At 71.3% G+C, this 15273-nt stretch carries 7 protein-coding genes; 2 read left to right on the top strand and 5 right to left on the bottom strand.

The window, feature by feature from the left end; all coding sequences use genetic code 11:
• Positions 1–26: 26 nt before the first annotated feature.
• From ACIA8E_RS03270 to ACIA8E_RS03255, 4 genes are read right to left on the bottom strand one after another with little or no spacing between them, the layout of a single operon-like run.
• Positions 27–1337, bottom strand: coding sequence for a M18 family aminopeptidase (locus ACIA8E_RS03270; protein ID WP_399293719.1), 1311 nt, complete (start codon positions 1335–1337; stop codon positions 27–29).
• Positions 1334–7009 (bottom strand): MupA/Atu3671 family FMN-dependent luciferase-like monooxygenase, encoded by a 5676-nt coding sequence (locus tag ACIA8E_RS03265; protein ID WP_399293717.1) that lies wholly within the window; start codon positions 7007–7009, stop codon positions 1334–1336. Before ACIA8E_RS03265 ends, ACIA8E_RS03270 begins: the two co-directional genes overlap by 4 nt.
• The gene (locus ACIA8E_RS03260; RefSeq protein WP_399293714.1) at positions 7006–10200 is read right to left on the bottom strand and encodes a type I polyketide synthase; all 3195 of its coding nucleotides are present in this window, start codon (positions 10198–10200) and stop codon (positions 7006–7008) included. Before ACIA8E_RS03260 ends, ACIA8E_RS03265 begins: the two co-directional genes overlap by 4 nt.
• Entirely contained in the window at positions 10112–11389 is a 1278-nt protein-coding gene (locus tag ACIA8E_RS03255) for an MFS transporter (RefSeq protein WP_399293838.1), read from the bottom strand. Before ACIA8E_RS03255 ends, ACIA8E_RS03260 begins: the two co-directional genes overlap by 89 nt.
• Positions 11390–11588: 199 nt before the next feature.
• Here ACIA8E_RS03255 and ACIA8E_RS03250 point away from each other — a divergent pair, with 199 nt between their 5' ends.
• Entirely contained in the window at positions 11589–12575 is a 987-nt protein-coding gene (locus tag ACIA8E_RS03250; RefSeq protein ID WP_399293711.1) for a LuxR C-terminal-related transcriptional regulator, read from the top strand.
• 78 nt (positions 12576–12653) lie between these two features.
• Here the strand turns inward: ACIA8E_RS03250 and ACIA8E_RS03245 are convergent, their stop codons facing one another.
• Positions 12654–14321, bottom strand: coding sequence for a fumarate hydratase (locus ACIA8E_RS03245; protein ID WP_399293708.1), 1668 nt, complete (start codon positions 14319–14321; stop codon positions 12654–12656).
• Between the two features lie 227 nt (positions 14322–14548).
• Between ACIA8E_RS03245 and ACIA8E_RS03240 the strand changes: the two genes are divergently transcribed.
• A complete protein-coding gene (locus ACIA8E_RS03240; protein WP_399293705.1) occupies positions 14549–15223 on the top strand; it encodes a DUF1707 domain-containing protein in 675 nt (224 codons plus the stop codon).
• Positions 15224–15273 lie beyond the last annotated feature (50 nt).

The following is a 15273-nucleotide window of genomic DNA, read 5'->3' as shown; positions in this document are numbered from 1 at the left end:
CTTCCGGTCGAGGGGGTACGGGAGGGTCAGCCGCATGTCACGAACGCGCCCAGGATGGCGGCCAGATACGCCGGGTCGTCCGCCCCGCACAGCTCGCGCGCCGAGTGCATGGAGAGTCCCGGTACTCCTACATCGACGGTCGCGACACCCAGCCGGGCCGCGGTGAGCGGACCGATCGACGTACCGCACGGCATCGCGTTGTTGGAGACGAACGGCTGCCACGGCGCACCCGCCCGCTCGCACGCCGCCGCGAACACGGCCATCCCGGTGCTGTCGGTGGCGTACCGCTGATTGACGTTGACCTTGATCGTCGGCCCGCCGTTGGGCAGCGGGTGGTGGTCCGGGTCGTGCCGCTCCGCGTAGTTGGGGTGCACCGCGTGCGCCATGTCGGCGGAGACGCAGAAGGCCCCCGACACCGCTCGGGACCAGTCCTCCGAGCTGCCGCCGCGCGCGGTGACGGAGCGGCCCAGGACCCGCTCCAGCATGGGGCTCTGCGCACCCGTCTCGGAACCGCTGCCGACCTCCTCGTGGTCGAAGGCCGCCAGGACGGGGATGTACGAGGGCCGCTCGGCTCCCGTCGCCGCGCCGGCCAGGGCGGTGACGCCGGCGTGCACCGACACCAGGTTGTCCAGCCGTGACGAGACGACGAACTCCCGGTCCGCGCCCAGATATCCGGGCGGCTGGACGTCGTGCAGCATCAGGTCCCAGCCGAGCACCTCGTCCGGGTCGACCTCGGCGGCCACCGCCACCCGGCGCAGCAGCGCGCCCTCCTCGGGGGCGCCGAGCGCCCACAGGGGGGCCACATGACGCTGCCGGTCGAGTGCCAGTCCCTCGTTGACGGAACGGTCCAGGTGGATCGCCAACTGCGGCACCCGCAGCAGCGGTTCGTCGATCTGGACGAGCCGCGACTCGGTCGTGCCGCCGGGCCCGCGCAGCGCGAGCCGTCCGGAGACGCCCAGGTCGCGGTCGAGCCAGGTGTTGAGCGGGACCCCGCCGTAGATCTCCACGGCGATCTGGCGCCAGCCTGCCGAGCCCGTGTCGGGGTTGGGCTTGATCCGCAGGTTCGGCGAGTCGGTGTGCGTGCCGACGATCCGGAACGGGGTGTGCGCCGGGGCGTCCTCGGGGACGTACCACGCGATCAGGGCGCCGCCGCGGGCGACGAAGCTGCCGCCGGTCGTGCCCGTCCAGTCGTCCGTACCGCGCAGCTCGCGGAAGCCGGCCTTCTCCAGCCGTTGGATGGCGCTCGCCACCGCGTGGTACGGGGACGGGCTGGCCCGGATGAAGGAGAGCAGGTCGTCGGTGTGACTGGGGTGACTGGGGTGGTGGGCCGGCGTCATACGGCGTCCGCCTTTCCGCTGTTCGGTTTCGAGGGTGAGGGTGGGGGTGAGGGCTTCGGGCGTGAGGGTGGAGGCGAGAGCTTCGAGGGTGTGGCGGACGGGGACGGGGACGACGGAAGCAGCAGTTCCCGGACCGGGCGGTCCGGCCGGGCGCAGAACTCTTCGAGCAGCGTGATGTACGAGCTGAGGAGTTCTTCAGCTGTCTCTCGGTTCCACAGGTCGGTGGAGTACTCCAGGAACGTCCGATAACCCTTCGTACGGTCCCGGCACGGCGCAAGCCCGAAGCACAGCTCGCTGCGTGAAAGAGGCGGTGCCAGATCCTCCACCTCGACGCCCAGACCGGGGATCTCGATGTCCGTGTCGAGGGAGTTCTGGAAGGCGAGCACATGCGGCACCCGGTCCGGTACGTCGTCCGCGCCCGCATCGCGCATCGCCTGCATGATCCGGGCCGTCGGCAGCACGTGCGCCATCGCTCCCATCGCCCCCGCCCCGGTGCGCGCCGTCAGCTCGGCACAGGTGGTCTCGAGATTGGCCGAATCCTGTCGTACGCGGACCATCACCGCCGTCGACGTCATGGCGACGAGCGATTCGAAGGCGGTGCCCTGACGGTTGGCGTACGGGACGCTCAGCAGAATGTCCGGCTCCCCGGAGAGCCTGGTCAGAAACACTCCGAGCACCGTGGCCGCCACCGCGAACGGGGTGGTGTGAACAGACCTGGCGAACTCCTCGACGGCCGCCCGCACCGCCCCCGACGCCCGGCCGCGGACGGTGTCGCCGAGCCCGCTGAGCTGTGCGGGCCGGGGGCGGTCGGTCGGTACGGGCACCCGGGACGGCACCCCTTCGAGATACGCGGCGCAGTACGCGGCCCGGCGGGCCTCGGTCTCCGGGTCGTCCTGGGCGCGCTGCCGGCGGGCGTACTCCGTGACCTGCGAGCCCGGAGGGTCGAGAGTGTGCGGCACGCCCTTCGCCGCCGCGGTGTACAGCGCGGCGATCTCGGCGAGCAGGAGCGACAGGGACCAGCCGTCGGCGGTGATGTGGTGCAGGACGAACATCAGCGCCCAGCGGTCCTGCTCGACGCGCAGCAGCCGCAGTCGGGGATGCGCGGGCTGCGAGAGATCGAAGCCGGTGGCAGCGGTTTCGCGGCACAACTCATCGGCCCGGGAACGCCGTTGGCCAGGCGGCAGGCCGGTGAGGTCCTCGACGGGCAGATCGACGGGTTGCGCGGCGACGACTTCCTGCCACCAGGACGCGTTCTCCTCGACGAACCGGGTCCGCAGGGAGTGGTGCCGGGCCGTCAGCTCGGTGAGCGCGGACCGCAGCGCCGGCACGTCCAGCGCGCCGGTGAAGGTGATCCGGGTCGGGATGTTCCACAACTCGGAGTGCGGTACGGAGTGGTGTCCGGCGATCATCCGGGCCTGCTGGTCGCTGACCGGGGCACGGTCGATGACCTCGACGTCCTCCCCGGTGGGTGCGGGCTCGGCCGCGAGCTGGTCGGTCATCGCCCGCAGCGTGGCGTCGGAGAAGAAGTCCGCCATCGGATAGTCGACACCGAGCGCGTCCCGAACCCGGTTGACCAGGCGGATCGCGGTGATCGAATTGCCGCCGAGGTCGAAGAAGTTGGTCTCGGCGGGGAAGCCGCGGACGTCGAGGACGGACTCCCAGGCGTCCCGGAGCGTGTCCGCGGTGGAGCGCGGTGATTCGTCCCCGGTGGCCCTGCCGCCACCCGTCATCGACTCCAGCGTCCCGACCAGCTCGTCGAGATACCCGCGCGCCGTCTCCGCGTCGAACAGATCCGCGTCGTAGCGCAGCCGCAGCCGCAGGCCCGATGCGGTACGCGTCGCCATCAGGGCGAGTTCCAGCGGGGCGGACTCCGTCCCGGCGGGCACCTCCTCCGCCCGCAGTCCCGGCAGGTCGATCCGCGACAGCGTCTCGTTGTCCAGGTCCACCGACACAGTGATCAGGGGGCGCGGGTTGCCCGGGTCCGGGTGCGCCCCGACGAGCAGGGCGTCCAGGTCGACCAGCTGCCGCTCGTCCGCCTCGCGCAGGGCGCGCCCGGTGGCCCGTACTGCATCGGCCGTGTCCGTACCGTCCGGCAGCGACACCCGCAGCGGCAGCAGCGCCACATGGAAGCCGACCGTGTCCCGGGTCCCGGGGGTGCGCCGCCCGAAGGTGGACCCGAGCACGAACTCGTCCTGACCCGACCGACCGCGCAGCACCAGCTGCCACGCCGTGCACAGCGTCGCGAACAGTGTGGCGCCCTGCTCCCCGCTCCACTCCTGCCACCGTACGGTCCGCTCCTGGTCGACCCGTACGGCCACCGCCCCGCCGCGCCCCGCGACCCGGCGCTCGCGCGGCCGGTCGGTGGGCAGCTCGAGCACCGGCGGCTTCTCACCCAACTGCTCGCGCCACCACGTCAGATCGGCCGGGTCCCGGGGCGGTTCCGGTGCACCGGCCGTCGTGCCGGCAGGCCGTGCGAAGACCGGCGCACGGTACGCCGCCGCCGCCCGGTACAGCTCCTCGAGGTCACTCGTCACCAGCCCCGCGGAGTGGGCGTCGGTGACGATGTGGTGCATGCCGAGCACCAGCACCTGGTCGTCGTCCGCGAGCCGGATCAGCCGGGGTGTGAACAGCGGTCCCTCGGCCAGGTCGTAACCGCGCCCGCTCTCCTCGGCGAGCGCCGCCGCGATCGTCCGGTCGGCCCCGTCGGGGGACTGCCCCCGGGCGTCCGTCACCAGGAGCGGGATGCGCAGCCCGGGCCGGACGACCTGGACCACGGTCTCGTCGCCGCTGCCGGCCCGGAACACGGTCCGCAGCCCGGCATGGCGGGCGACCAGCCCGTCCAGGGCGACACGGAGGGCTGACTCGTCGAGCCGGCCGTGCAGACGGACCGCCTGGGTCTCGTTGTACGCGGCGGAGTTGCCGAGCAGCCGGGCCGCGAGCCAGAGCCGCCGCTGCGCGGAGGTGGCGGGCGCGGTGATGTCCTGCGCCCCCTGTGACCTCTGCGCCTTCTGTGGCCCCTGCGTCTCTTGCGACCCCTGTGCCTCCGGCGTCTTCCGCTCCTGGGTGCGGCGCCGCAGCAGATCCAGCTGTTCCAGCCCCGACCGCATCCGCTCCTCGGGCAGCCCGAAGTCGACGAGCGCAGCGATCTCGTCCGCCCCGGCCGTGTGCAGGGCGTCGACGAGCGGGGCGCAGCTCTCCGGGGTGCCGATCAGGGCCCGCTGGTCGCAGTACCGGTCGTACGCCCGGCGGAACAGATAGTCCAGGTCCTCCTCGCTCGCCGTCGCGACGTCCTCGGGGCTGCGGCCCAGCGCGGTGGCGGCCGACCGCATCAGGAGCGACGAGCGCAGATAGCGACTCATCGGCTCCAGCGCCTCGGCCCGCGCGACAGCGTGATCCGTACCGAGGTAGGTGTGGACCAGGACGGTCACCCGGCCGCCGTCCGGATCGAGTCCGCAGTCGGCGCGCACCTGCCGGTAGTGATCGATGTTCGCGGCCAGTTCGGCCACGGTCTGGCTCATGAGGTTGGTGACGATCCCCAGCCCGCGCCGGGCCGCCTCCCCGTACGAGGAACGCTGCCCGGAGGTGGCGAGGAACATCGGCGGCTCGGCCTGCACCGGACGGGGATGGATGCGTACGCCGGTCTCGGCGCCCTCGCCCGTCCGCCGCGCCACGGACTCGCCGGCCCACAGCCGGCGGACGTCGTCGAGATGGGAGAAGGCGATCTCCCGGCGGTCCACGAACCGGTCCGGGTGCAGGGCGAAGTCCTGCGCGTGCCAGCCGGTGGCGCAGCCGATGCCGACCCGACCGCCGGAAAGGTTGTCGACGACCGACCACTCCTCGGCGACCCGGATCGGGTCGTGCAGCGGCAGGACGACCGAGCCCGCGTTGATCCTGATCCGCTCGGTCTCGCGGGCGAGAACGGCGGCGAGTACCGCGGGGTTGGGGAAGAGGCCGCCGAAGGAGTGGAAGTGCCGCTCGGGCAGCCAGACGGAGCTGAAGCCGCGCTCGTCGGCGAAGCGGGCGGTCTCGATGACGCTGTCGTACGCCTTGGCCGTGTCCGCGCTCTCCGGGTAGTCGCCGAAGAAGTAGACGCCGAGGTCGGGGGCGGGGCGGGTGCGCGGTGCGGGCAGTGGCCGGGCGGGCCGCTCCGCCGACGGGAAGAAGCCTCCGTCGCGCAGTTCGTGCAGCGAACCCTCCACGGCGGAGGCGACCGCCGCCACGTCGTCGTCGGTGTGCGCGGTGGAGAGATAGAAGCTGCGCCACTCCCAGACGTACAGGCCGCGCAGCAGGAGGTGGTGGTAGAGCAGCTCCACGTCGGCGCGGTGCGTGAACCGGAACATCGAGCCGAAGTGGGCCAGTTCGAGCGGGAAATCCTCGTCCCGGAAGAAGCGGTTGAGGCGGTCGGCGAGCGCGTCGGTCCGGGCGTTCAGCCGCTCCTGGATACCGGGGCCCTCCTCCTTGAGGTGGGTGAGGACCGCCCGCGCCGCGGCCATCGAGAGCGGGTGCTGCATATACGTACCGCCGAAGAAGGTGCTCTCGTGCGGGGGTCTGCTGTCGTCCCCGTACTGCCAGAGACCGCCGTCGACGCCGTCGAGGATGTCGGCGCGGCCCGCGATCGCGCCGATCGGGAAGCCGCTGCCGAGTGCCTTGCCGTAGGTGGCCAGGTCGGGGACTACGCCGAAGTGGTGCTGGGCGCCGCGCGGGTGCGGGCGCAGACCGGTCAGCATCTCGTCGAAGAGGAGCACGATGCCGCGGCGGGCAGTCAGGTCGCGCAGCGACCGCAGGAAGTCGGCCGGGCGGAGTGCGGGGTTGCGGCACTGGACGGGCTCGACGAGGACGGCCGCCACGGTGTCACCGAGCGTGTCGATGGTGTCGAGGGCATCCTGGCTGCCGTACTCCAGCACGATCAGCTCGGCGACGGCGCTCGCGGGGATGCCGCGTGAGACGGGCACGGCACCCGGGCCGCCCGGACCGCCGGGGCGGCCGAGCACGGAGTCGATGTGCCCGTGGTACGAGCCGCGGAACATGACGACCTTGTCGCGCCCGGTCGCGGCCCGGGCCAGCCGGAGCGCCGCCGAGTTCGCCTCCGTACCGGAGCTCGCGAACGCCACCCGCTCCATCCCCGTCATCTCGGCCAGCAGTGCGGCCACTTCACCGGTGTCGGGGGAGCGGGGACCGAACCGGAGGCCCTGCGAGAGATGGCGCTGTACGGCATCGGTGACGAACTCCGGCTCGTGCCCGAAGAGCAGGGCGCCGAAGCCCATGGTGATGTCGGTGTAGTCGTTGCCGTCGACATCGGTGAGCCGCGACCCGTGCGCGGACCGGGCGGCGATCGGGTACAGCATCTCCTTGGTGGCCTGGCGGAACCCGACGACGGCCCGGCTGTCGGCGAGCACCGGCCGATGCTGTTGCGCCAGCTCCTTCGAGGTGCGGGTGTGCTCGGTGAACCGCCGGACGAGGGACGCGGTGTGCGCGCGCTGGGCGGCGTCGGCGCCCGCCCCGGCCATGCCGGCCGCGGGATCCACGACGAGGCGGGGGCCGTGCTGTGCGGCAGCGGTGGAGGGGGAGCGGTGCGGGGTGGGGGCAGCAGCGGCTGCGAGCTGTTCGGTCAGGCGACGCGAGAGCTCCGCCGCGCGGGCCACCTCGACGGCGGCACCGTCCGTGTGGTTCATCGGCGGTCACCCTCGGGGGCGGCGGCGGAGATGCCGGTAAGCAAGGCCACGGCATCCGAGAGCTGGGTGAGCATCGCGGCCTGGTTGCGGGCCAGCTGGGTCACCTGACGGGTCAGTTCCTCGACCTCGGCGCGCGTCGCGTAGACCGGTTCCGGTTCGTCCTCCACCTGCGGTTTCGGAGCCGTGCGCGTCGATATCAGGCGAGCCGTGAGCCGGGGGGTGCCCGCCTCCTCCAGTATCTCCCGTATCGCGATCTCCGTACCGAACTCTGCCTCCAACTGCCGTACCATGCCGATGAGTTGGAGTGAGTCGGCGCCCAGGCCGACGTACGTCCTGTCCGCACCGACCTCCGACGGCCGATAGCCGAGATGGCCGGCGGTAAGCGCCAAAACCCGGTCCAGTACGGCCTGTTCGGTCATGCCATCCTCCGTTGTGCGCTCGGGTACGTACGAAGTGGTCGGGATCGGCGGCGGACCGACCCAGTGGGACTGGTGCTGGAACGGATACGTCGGCAGCGGCACCCGCCGGCCGCCGCACCCCGCGAGCAACGCCGCCCAGTCGACGGCCACCCCCGCGCAGTGCAGCCGGGCCACCGCGTGCCGGAACGCCGATGTCGGTACGGGGGCCGCACCCGGCAGCACCCGGCGCGCCATCCCGGTCAGCGCGGCGGAGGGGCCGAGTTCGAGGAGGACCGCGCCGGAGGGTCCGGTGGGTCGAGCGGCTCCCGTGGACCCGATGGCCCGCAGCACCGCGTGGAAGTCGGCGGTCCGGCGTGCCTGCCGGACCAGATAGTCGGCGTCGGGGCGCCACCCCGGGTGCCGCACCGCCCCGTCGAGCCCGCTGACGAACGGCGTACGGAGCGGGAGCAGCCCGGTCTTCTCCACGGCGGTCCGCAACTCGTCGAGGACCGGATCGAGCAGGGCGGTGTGAAAGGCCCGGTCCACGGCCAGTGGCTCGTACGCCTCTCCGCCCGCCGCCAGCAGGGCGCGCGCGGCCTCGACCGCCTCCGGGGGCCCGGCGACGACATGGTGGGCCGGCCCGTTGGCCACGGCGAGCTCCAGCCCCTCGACGGCGGCCTGCAACTCCCGTACCCGCGCCTCCGGTACGAACGCCGCGAGCATCGCACCGGCCGCCGACCGCTCCTGCATCAGCCGACCGCGCCGGCACAGCAGCCGCATCCCGTCCTCCATGCTCAGCGCCCCGGCCACGCAGAGCGCCGCGTACTCGCCGACGCTGTGCCCGGCGACCAGCGAGGGCGTGACGCCGAGCTGCTGCCAGAGGCGGGCCTGGGCGATCTGGAGGGCGAAGAGGGCGGGCTGCGCGAAGTCGGTGGTCCAGGCGGCCGGGCCGTGGCCGTGCACGACCCGGTCGAGGAAATCGCCGTTCCCCGTCTCCTCCTCGTAGACGCGGGCGCAGGAGGCGAGCACCTCGGCCACGACGGGGAAGCGGGCGGCAGGCTCCGAGCCCATGCCCGGATGTCCGCCGCCCTGCCCGCTGAAGAGGAAGACGGGCCGCTCCGGCTCCTGCTCGACGACCCCTGTGTCGTACGCACCGCCCGGGGCCGCCCCCGCCAGGAAAGCGTCCAGCCCCGCCACCGGATCCTCGGACGTCACGACCAGCCGGTGGCGCAAATGGCGTCGCCCCAGTGCGGCCGTGACCAGCAGATCGGCGGGCGCCGCCTCGGGCCCGCGCACCAGCCGCTCGCGGAACGCTCCGGCGTACGCCACCAGCGCTTCGCGGCTCGCGCCGGACAACGGCAGCAGGGGCAACGTCTCCGAGGAAACGTTCCGCTCCCGCCCCGGAGTCCGTGCCCGCCGCGTCTCCCGCGCCACGGGCGCCTGCTCGAGAATCACGTGCGCATTGGTACCGCCCATCCCGATCGAGTGCACCCCGGCTCGCCGTACCTCCCCAGGCACCGGCCACGCCGTCTCCCGCCCCGGTAGGACGAACGGGCTCGACTCGACGGCGAGCGCCGGATTCGGCGCCCGGAAGTTCACCAGCGGCGGGACGATCCCGTGCCGCAGCACCAGGACCGCCTTGATCAGACCGGCCAGCCCTGCCGCACTGTCGAGGTGTCCGATGGCGGGTTTGGTGGAGCCCAGCGCGCAGAACCCGGTCCGGTCGGTGTGCCGGCGGAACGCCTCCGTGAGGGCGGCGAACTCGATCGGGTCGCCCTTGAACGTGCCGGTGCCGTGCGCCTCCACGTAACCCACCGATTCCGCCGGGACCCCGGCGGACCGCAGCGCGCCGAGCACGGCATCTCGCTGCCCGGCGACGCCCGGTGCGGCAAAACCGGTCTTCGCCGCGCCGTCGTTGGTGACCGACGAGCCCAGGATCACGGCGTGCACGGTGTCTCCGTCGGCGAGCGCCCGGTCCAGCGGCTTCAGCAGGACGGCAGCGACACCGTTGCCGCCGACCGTGCCGTCCGCACCCGCGTCGAAGGCCCGCACGGCACCGGTCCGGGAGAGCGTGGAACCCTTCACATGGCGGTGCCCCGTCACCTGCGGCAGATGCAGCGCCGCCGAGCCGGCCAGCATCAGATCGGCGTCACCGGCGCGCAGCGCCTGACAGGCCAGATGCACGGAGACCAGCGAACTGGAGCACGCCGTCGCCACATTGACCGCGGGACCGGTCAGACCGAGCCGGAACGCGGCCCGATTGGCAGTGAAATCCGGGTAGTTGCCGACCTGGACCTGTTTGACGGTCATCCAGTCGCCGGACCGTGCCTCCGTGGCCAGGTTCTCGGCGAGATAGCTGTGCAGGGAGTAGAGGCGGTAACCGGCGCTCCCGTACACCCCTGTCCGTAACGACTCGTCGTGACCGGCGTAGCCGCCGTCCTCCAGGGCGTGGAAGCAGCACTCCAGGAAGAGCCGCTGCTGCGGATCGGTGAGGGCCGCCTCGCGCCCGCTCATCCCGAAGAACCCGGCGTCGAACCCGTCGATGCCACCGTGCGCGTCGCCGTCCAGCAGCGCCGCCGCCCCGACGAACCCCTCCGCCCCGTACTCCGCCTCCGGTATCCCTGCGGCGGCGAACTCGGCTGCGGTGAACCGGCGTACATGCGAGACACCCGCCCGGATGTCGCGCCAGTACTGCTCGGGGGTGTCAGCCCCCGGGAACCTCAACGCCATCCCGATCACCGCGATGCGGTTCTCGTTCCCCCGCTCCTGTTCCGGCTCTCCCGCCGTCTCCACCACCGCGCTTCTCTCCCCTCCGCAGCCCCGCCACCCGGAGCAGGAACGCCACCGCGACCACCATCGCAACGCCATGGGACCATCCGACGACCGTCAGCGGGCTGTAGCGGTCAAGTGCCGCTGCGACAAGGATCATTCCGACGCCGAAGCCAAGATTCTCGAACGTCGCGGAGAGCCCGAACGCATGCCCGCGCAGGTCGGTGGAGAGCGTCTGCAGATGCGAGGTGTACGAGACCTCCGTGAGCCCGTCGGCGGCTCCCGCGACCAGTGCGATCACCGCTGTCGCCACCAACGGGAACCCCGCGAACGCCAGGATGAACGCCCCGGACATCACGATCGTGCCGTAACCGAAGCCCAGCGCACCCACCGATCGGCCGGTGCGCTTCGCGTACCGCTGGATCACCTGTTGTGCGACGACGTTCCCCAGCGCCCACAGGCACCAGAAGGCGCTGACGAACACGGCCGGGCGCGAGGCGTCCAGCTCGGTGGAGTAGATCGGCAGCGCCGCGTTGTGGGACGACGAACCGAACGCGTCCACCCCGCGCAGCGCCACCATCAGGCCGAGACCGGGCGCGGCGGCCAGCGCGACGAACGCGACGGGCATCCGCCGCCGCCCTGCCTTCTCCGCGGCCGCCGCACCCCGTTCGGCGCGCCCGCCGGAATCCCCCTCCGAATCCGGCCGAGCGCTCTTCCCTCTGCCTCCGCCCGCGATCGGCAGCAGCGCCACCGTCACGGCACAGATCACAAAGGTGGCCATGTCCACCAGGAACGCGGCGGTGTAACCGACCAGCGACACGACCACACCGGCCGATGCGAAGCCGGCCACCATCGCCAGCGAACGCCCGGTGATGGAAAGGGAGTTCGCCCAGCCGCGCCGGTCGGCGCCCACCATCTCGGGAATGGAACTGCGCAGCGACACCATGAAGAGCGTTCCGCAGGACCCGACCACCACCGAGACGGCCACCAGCGCGCCCGTGCGCAGCCCGTCCGGCGCAAGGACCAGCAGCAGCATCACCGCCGCCTGTGCCACATTCGTCCAGACCATCACGGTCTTGGCGGTGAAGCGCGCGAGCAGCGTGCCGGCCGTCAGACCGGCGACAAAGCCGGACCCCAGCCGCACCGCCATGAACAGCCCCATGGCGATCGCCCGGCCCGTCGTCTCATAGACGAACAGATTGAGCGCCACCATATTCAGGAAGGTGCCGTACGAAGAGATGGCGTATCCGGCGACAAGGAATCGATAACGCCGTTCGCCGTGCGCCGTGCTGTCCGGTCCGTCGTCGGAATGGCTGTTGGTCTGGTCGATACCGAGCTTCACCCGGACATACTCGTCGAGCAACCACGACCCCCGATGGTGAGCCGTTTGCACAAATGTAATCTGCATACTTGTGAAGGACGATCAATCCGGCCCACGGGCATGTGATTGCCGCGAATCGTCGCCCGACCGTCCCTGCGAGACGGCCCTGGCGGCGTACCGGCGCGCGCTCATGCAGGGAAGCCTTCCGCAGGACGGGGCACCCGCCTGTCTACGGGCCCTGCAGCTGGTGGTGACCGACCGGGACGCACCGGGTTCGCTGATCCCCGTGCCGCCGGAGACGGCATCGTTCGCCGCACTCGGCCCCATCGAGGAGGCGATCGTCCAGCAGCGCCGCAACCTGCGCGCGGTCCGCGCCAGTCTCGCCGCGTTCGAGGGGCTGTACGCGGAAGTGCACCGTCTCGAACAGCCCGTCCTCACCCGGCTGGTCGGAAGAGCCGTCATCAGCAAGGCACTTGACGCGGCCGTGGGCAGTTGCCAGGAGGAGCTGCTCACCGCACAGCCCGGCGGAGGCCGCCCCTCGCACGTCCTCGGCGAGGCACTGCCCCGCGATCTGCGGATGCTGCGGCGCGGAGTGCGGCAGCGGACGATCTACCAGCACACCGTCCGCTCGCACCGGGCGACGCTCTCCTACATCGAGCAGGTGACGTCGGCCGGAGCCGAGGTACGGACGGTCGCCGAAGTCGTCGACCGGGTCATCGTCTGCGACCGGGGAACCGCGTTCGTACCCGTCCCCGACGAGCCGCACACGGCGCTGCGGGTCCAGCACCCGGCCCTGGTCAGCATGGTGGTCCGGCAATTCGACAACGCCTGGTCCCGCTCCGTCCCGCTCCGTCCCGACGGCGCGCCGCTGCGCTCCTCCGTCATCATGTCCGACCTCCAGCGCACCATTCTGCTGGCGGTCGTGGGCGGTGAGACGGACGCGTCGATCGCCCGCCGGCTCGGCATGAGCCGTCGCAGCGTGGCCGAACACATGCGGAAGGTCTCGGAACAACTGGGCAGCAGCAGCCGCGCCCAACTCGGCTATCTGCTCGCGACGTCGGGGCTGCTGGAGCCCTGAGTGAAGCGGTACGGACGCGCCGCGGGGGCGTCCCGGCCGAAACCGGAACGCCCCCGCAGGCAGGTACGGGCGAAATGATCAGGCGAGGCCGGGACCCCGCACCGGAATGCTGGTGAACGTCGGCGCCGGGGCGGGCTCGGTGAAGAAGTCGTTGCCCTTGTCATCGACGACGACGAACGCCGGGAAGTCCTCGACCTCGATCCTCCAGACCGCCTCCATGCCGAGCTCCTCGTACTCGACGACCTCGACCTTCTTGATGCAGTCCTGGGCGAGGCGTGCCGCCGGGCCGCCGATCGAGCCGAGGTAGAAGCCGCCGTGCGCGTCGCACGCGTCGGTGACCTGCTTGGACCGGTTGCCCTTGGCGAGCATCACCTTGGAGCCGCCCGCCGCCTGGAACTGTGCGACGTAGCTGTCCATGCGGCCGGCCGTCGTCGGGCCGAAGGAACCGGAGGCGTATCCCTCGGGCGTCTTCGCCGGGCCCGCGTAGTAGACCGGGTGGTCCTTGAGGTACTGCGGCATCTCCTCGCCCGCGTCCAGCCGCTCCTTGATCTTGGCGTGCGCGATGTCGCGCGCCACGACCAGCGGACCGGTCAGCGAGAGCCGGGTCTTGACCGGGTACTTGGTCAGCTCGGCGAGGATGTCGTCCATCGGCCGGTTCAGGTCGATCTCGACGACGTCACCCGCCTCGTCGAGGTGCTCGTCCGTGGTGTCCGGCAGGAAGCGCGCCGGGTCCTTCTCCAGCTGCTCCAGGAAGACACCCTCCGCGGTGATCTTCGCGGTGGCCTGACGGTCCGCCGAGCAGGACACGGCGATCGCGACGGGCAGCGAGGCGCCATGCCGAGGCAGGCGCACCACGCGCACGTCGTGACAGAAGTACTTGCCGCCGAACTGCGCACCGATCCCGATCTTCTGCGTCAGCTCGAAGACCTTCTCCTCCAGCTCCTTGTCCCGGAAGCCGTGACCGGTCGGGGAACCCTCGGCGGGCAGCTCGTCCAGGTAGTGCGCGGAGGCGTACTTCGCGGTCTTCAGTGCGAACTCGGCCGACGTACCGCCGACGACGATCGCCAGGTGGTACGGCGGGCAGGCCGCGGTCCCCAGCGAACGGATCTTCTCCTCCAGGAACTTCATCATGGAGGCCTCGTTCAGGACGGCCTTCGTCTCCTGGAAGAGGAACGACTTGTTGGCCGAGCCGCCGCCCTTCGCCATGAAGAGGAACTTGTACGCGCCGCCGTCGGTGGCGTAGAGCTCGATCTGGGCCGGCAGGTTCGAGCCGGTGTTCTTCTCGTCCCACATGTTGAGCGGGGCCATCTGCGAGTAGCGCAGGTTGAGCTTGGTGTACGCGTCGAAGATGCCGTGCGACAGGGCCTCCTCGTCGCCGCCCTCGGTCAGCACGTTCTGCCCGCGCTTGCCCATGACGATCGCGGTGCCGGTGTCCTGGCACATGGGGAGGACACCCGCGGCGGCGATGTTCGCGTTCTTCAGCAGGTCGAGCGCAACGAACTTGTCGTTGGACGACGCCTCGGGGTCGTCGACGATCCGCCGCAGCTGCGCCAGGTGTGCGGGGCGCAGATAGTGCGAGATGTCGTGCATCGCCTCGGCGGCCAGGGTGCGCAGCGCCTCCGGGTCGACCTTGAGGAACGTACGGCCGTCGGCCTCGAAGGTCGAGACGCCCTCGGCGGTCACCAGCCGGTACGGCGTGGTGTCCTCTCCCAGCGGGAGCAGATCGGAGTACGCAAACTCTGGCATTACGGCCATTCCTCACTCGGCGACAGCGGCTGACCACCCTTGGGCAGCGCACCCACCAGGGTAGAACGCCGCAAGCGGGCCGAACCTGTGAGGTAAGGCTCAGTTCGAACAGTGCATGCGCTCACCGTCCCGCACGATCGGCTCGGAGTGCGCCCCGGGCCCTGTCCGGCCCTGATCCACCGGACAGGCCCTAGTCGCGATCTATCGCGTTTGGGTACGCTGGGCCGGTGGACCTCGAAAAGCACCCTCAGCAGCCCGCCGCCCCGGCGCCGCCCGCGCCCGCCGGCATCCGCGCCTCCGACGCAGACCGCGACCGGATCGCGGACATCCTGCGGGAGGCCATGGCCGAGGGCCGGCTGACCGCCGAGGAGCACGCCGAGCGGGTCGACGCCGTCTACCGCGCCAAGACCGTCGGCGAACTCGAGCCGCTGGTACGGGACCTGCCGACCCCGGGCGGCGCCACCCGGCCGTCGTCCGCCACGCCGTACGCGTACGGCCCCGAGGCCCCCGCGGGCCCGGCCGACAATCTGGTGGCGATCTTCAGCAGCTCCACCCGCAAGGGCCGCTGGCGGGTCGGTGGCCGTACGAACGCCTTCGCGCTCTTCGGCAGCGTGGAGATCGATCTGACCGAGGCACTTTTCAGCCAGAGGCTCACCGTCATCAACGCGACCTCCATCTTCGGCAGTGTCGAGATCAGGGTCCCGGAGAACATCTCGCTGCGCGGTAGCGGCACGGGCGTCTTCGGTAATTTCGAAGTCGTCACACTGGAATCCGCAGACCCGGAAGCCCCGGTGATCGTCGTCAACGGCTATTCCGTCTTCGGGACCGTCGAGGCAAAGCCGAAGCGCGGGAAACTCATTACGGATCTCCACGACCGGCTGCGCAAACACCTCGGCCACTGAACCCGCATGAGTTGGCGGCGGTCCGCACCGCCCTGGATCCGGCCAAATTT

The organism is Streptomyces sp. NPDC051664 (assembly GCF_044453545.1).
In the GTDB taxonomy this organism is placed as follows: Bacteria; Actinomycetota; Actinomycetes; order Streptomycetales; family Streptomycetaceae; genus Streptomyces.
Note: the sequence above shows the minus strand (reverse complement) of the source record. Positions and strands in the feature narration are given on the sequence as shown.

Excerpts from the sequence above, each read along its gene's own strand:
- ACIA8E_RS03270 (WP_399293719.1), bottom strand. The coding sequence starts at position 1,337 with ATGACGCCGGCCCACCACCCCAGTCACCCCAGTCACACCGACGACCTG.
- ACIA8E_RS03265 (WP_399293717.1), bottom strand. The coding sequence starts at position 7,009 with ATGAACCACACGGACGGTGCCGCCGTCGAGGTGGCCCGCGCGGCGGAG.
- ACIA8E_RS03255 (WP_399293838.1), bottom strand. The coding sequence starts at position 11,389 with ATGGTGGCGCTCAATCTGTTCGTCTATGAGACGACGGGCCGGGCGATC.
- ACIA8E_RS03245 (WP_399293708.1), bottom strand. The coding sequence starts at position 14,321 with ATGCCAGAGTTTGCGTACTCCGATCTGCTCCCGCTGGGAGAGGACACC.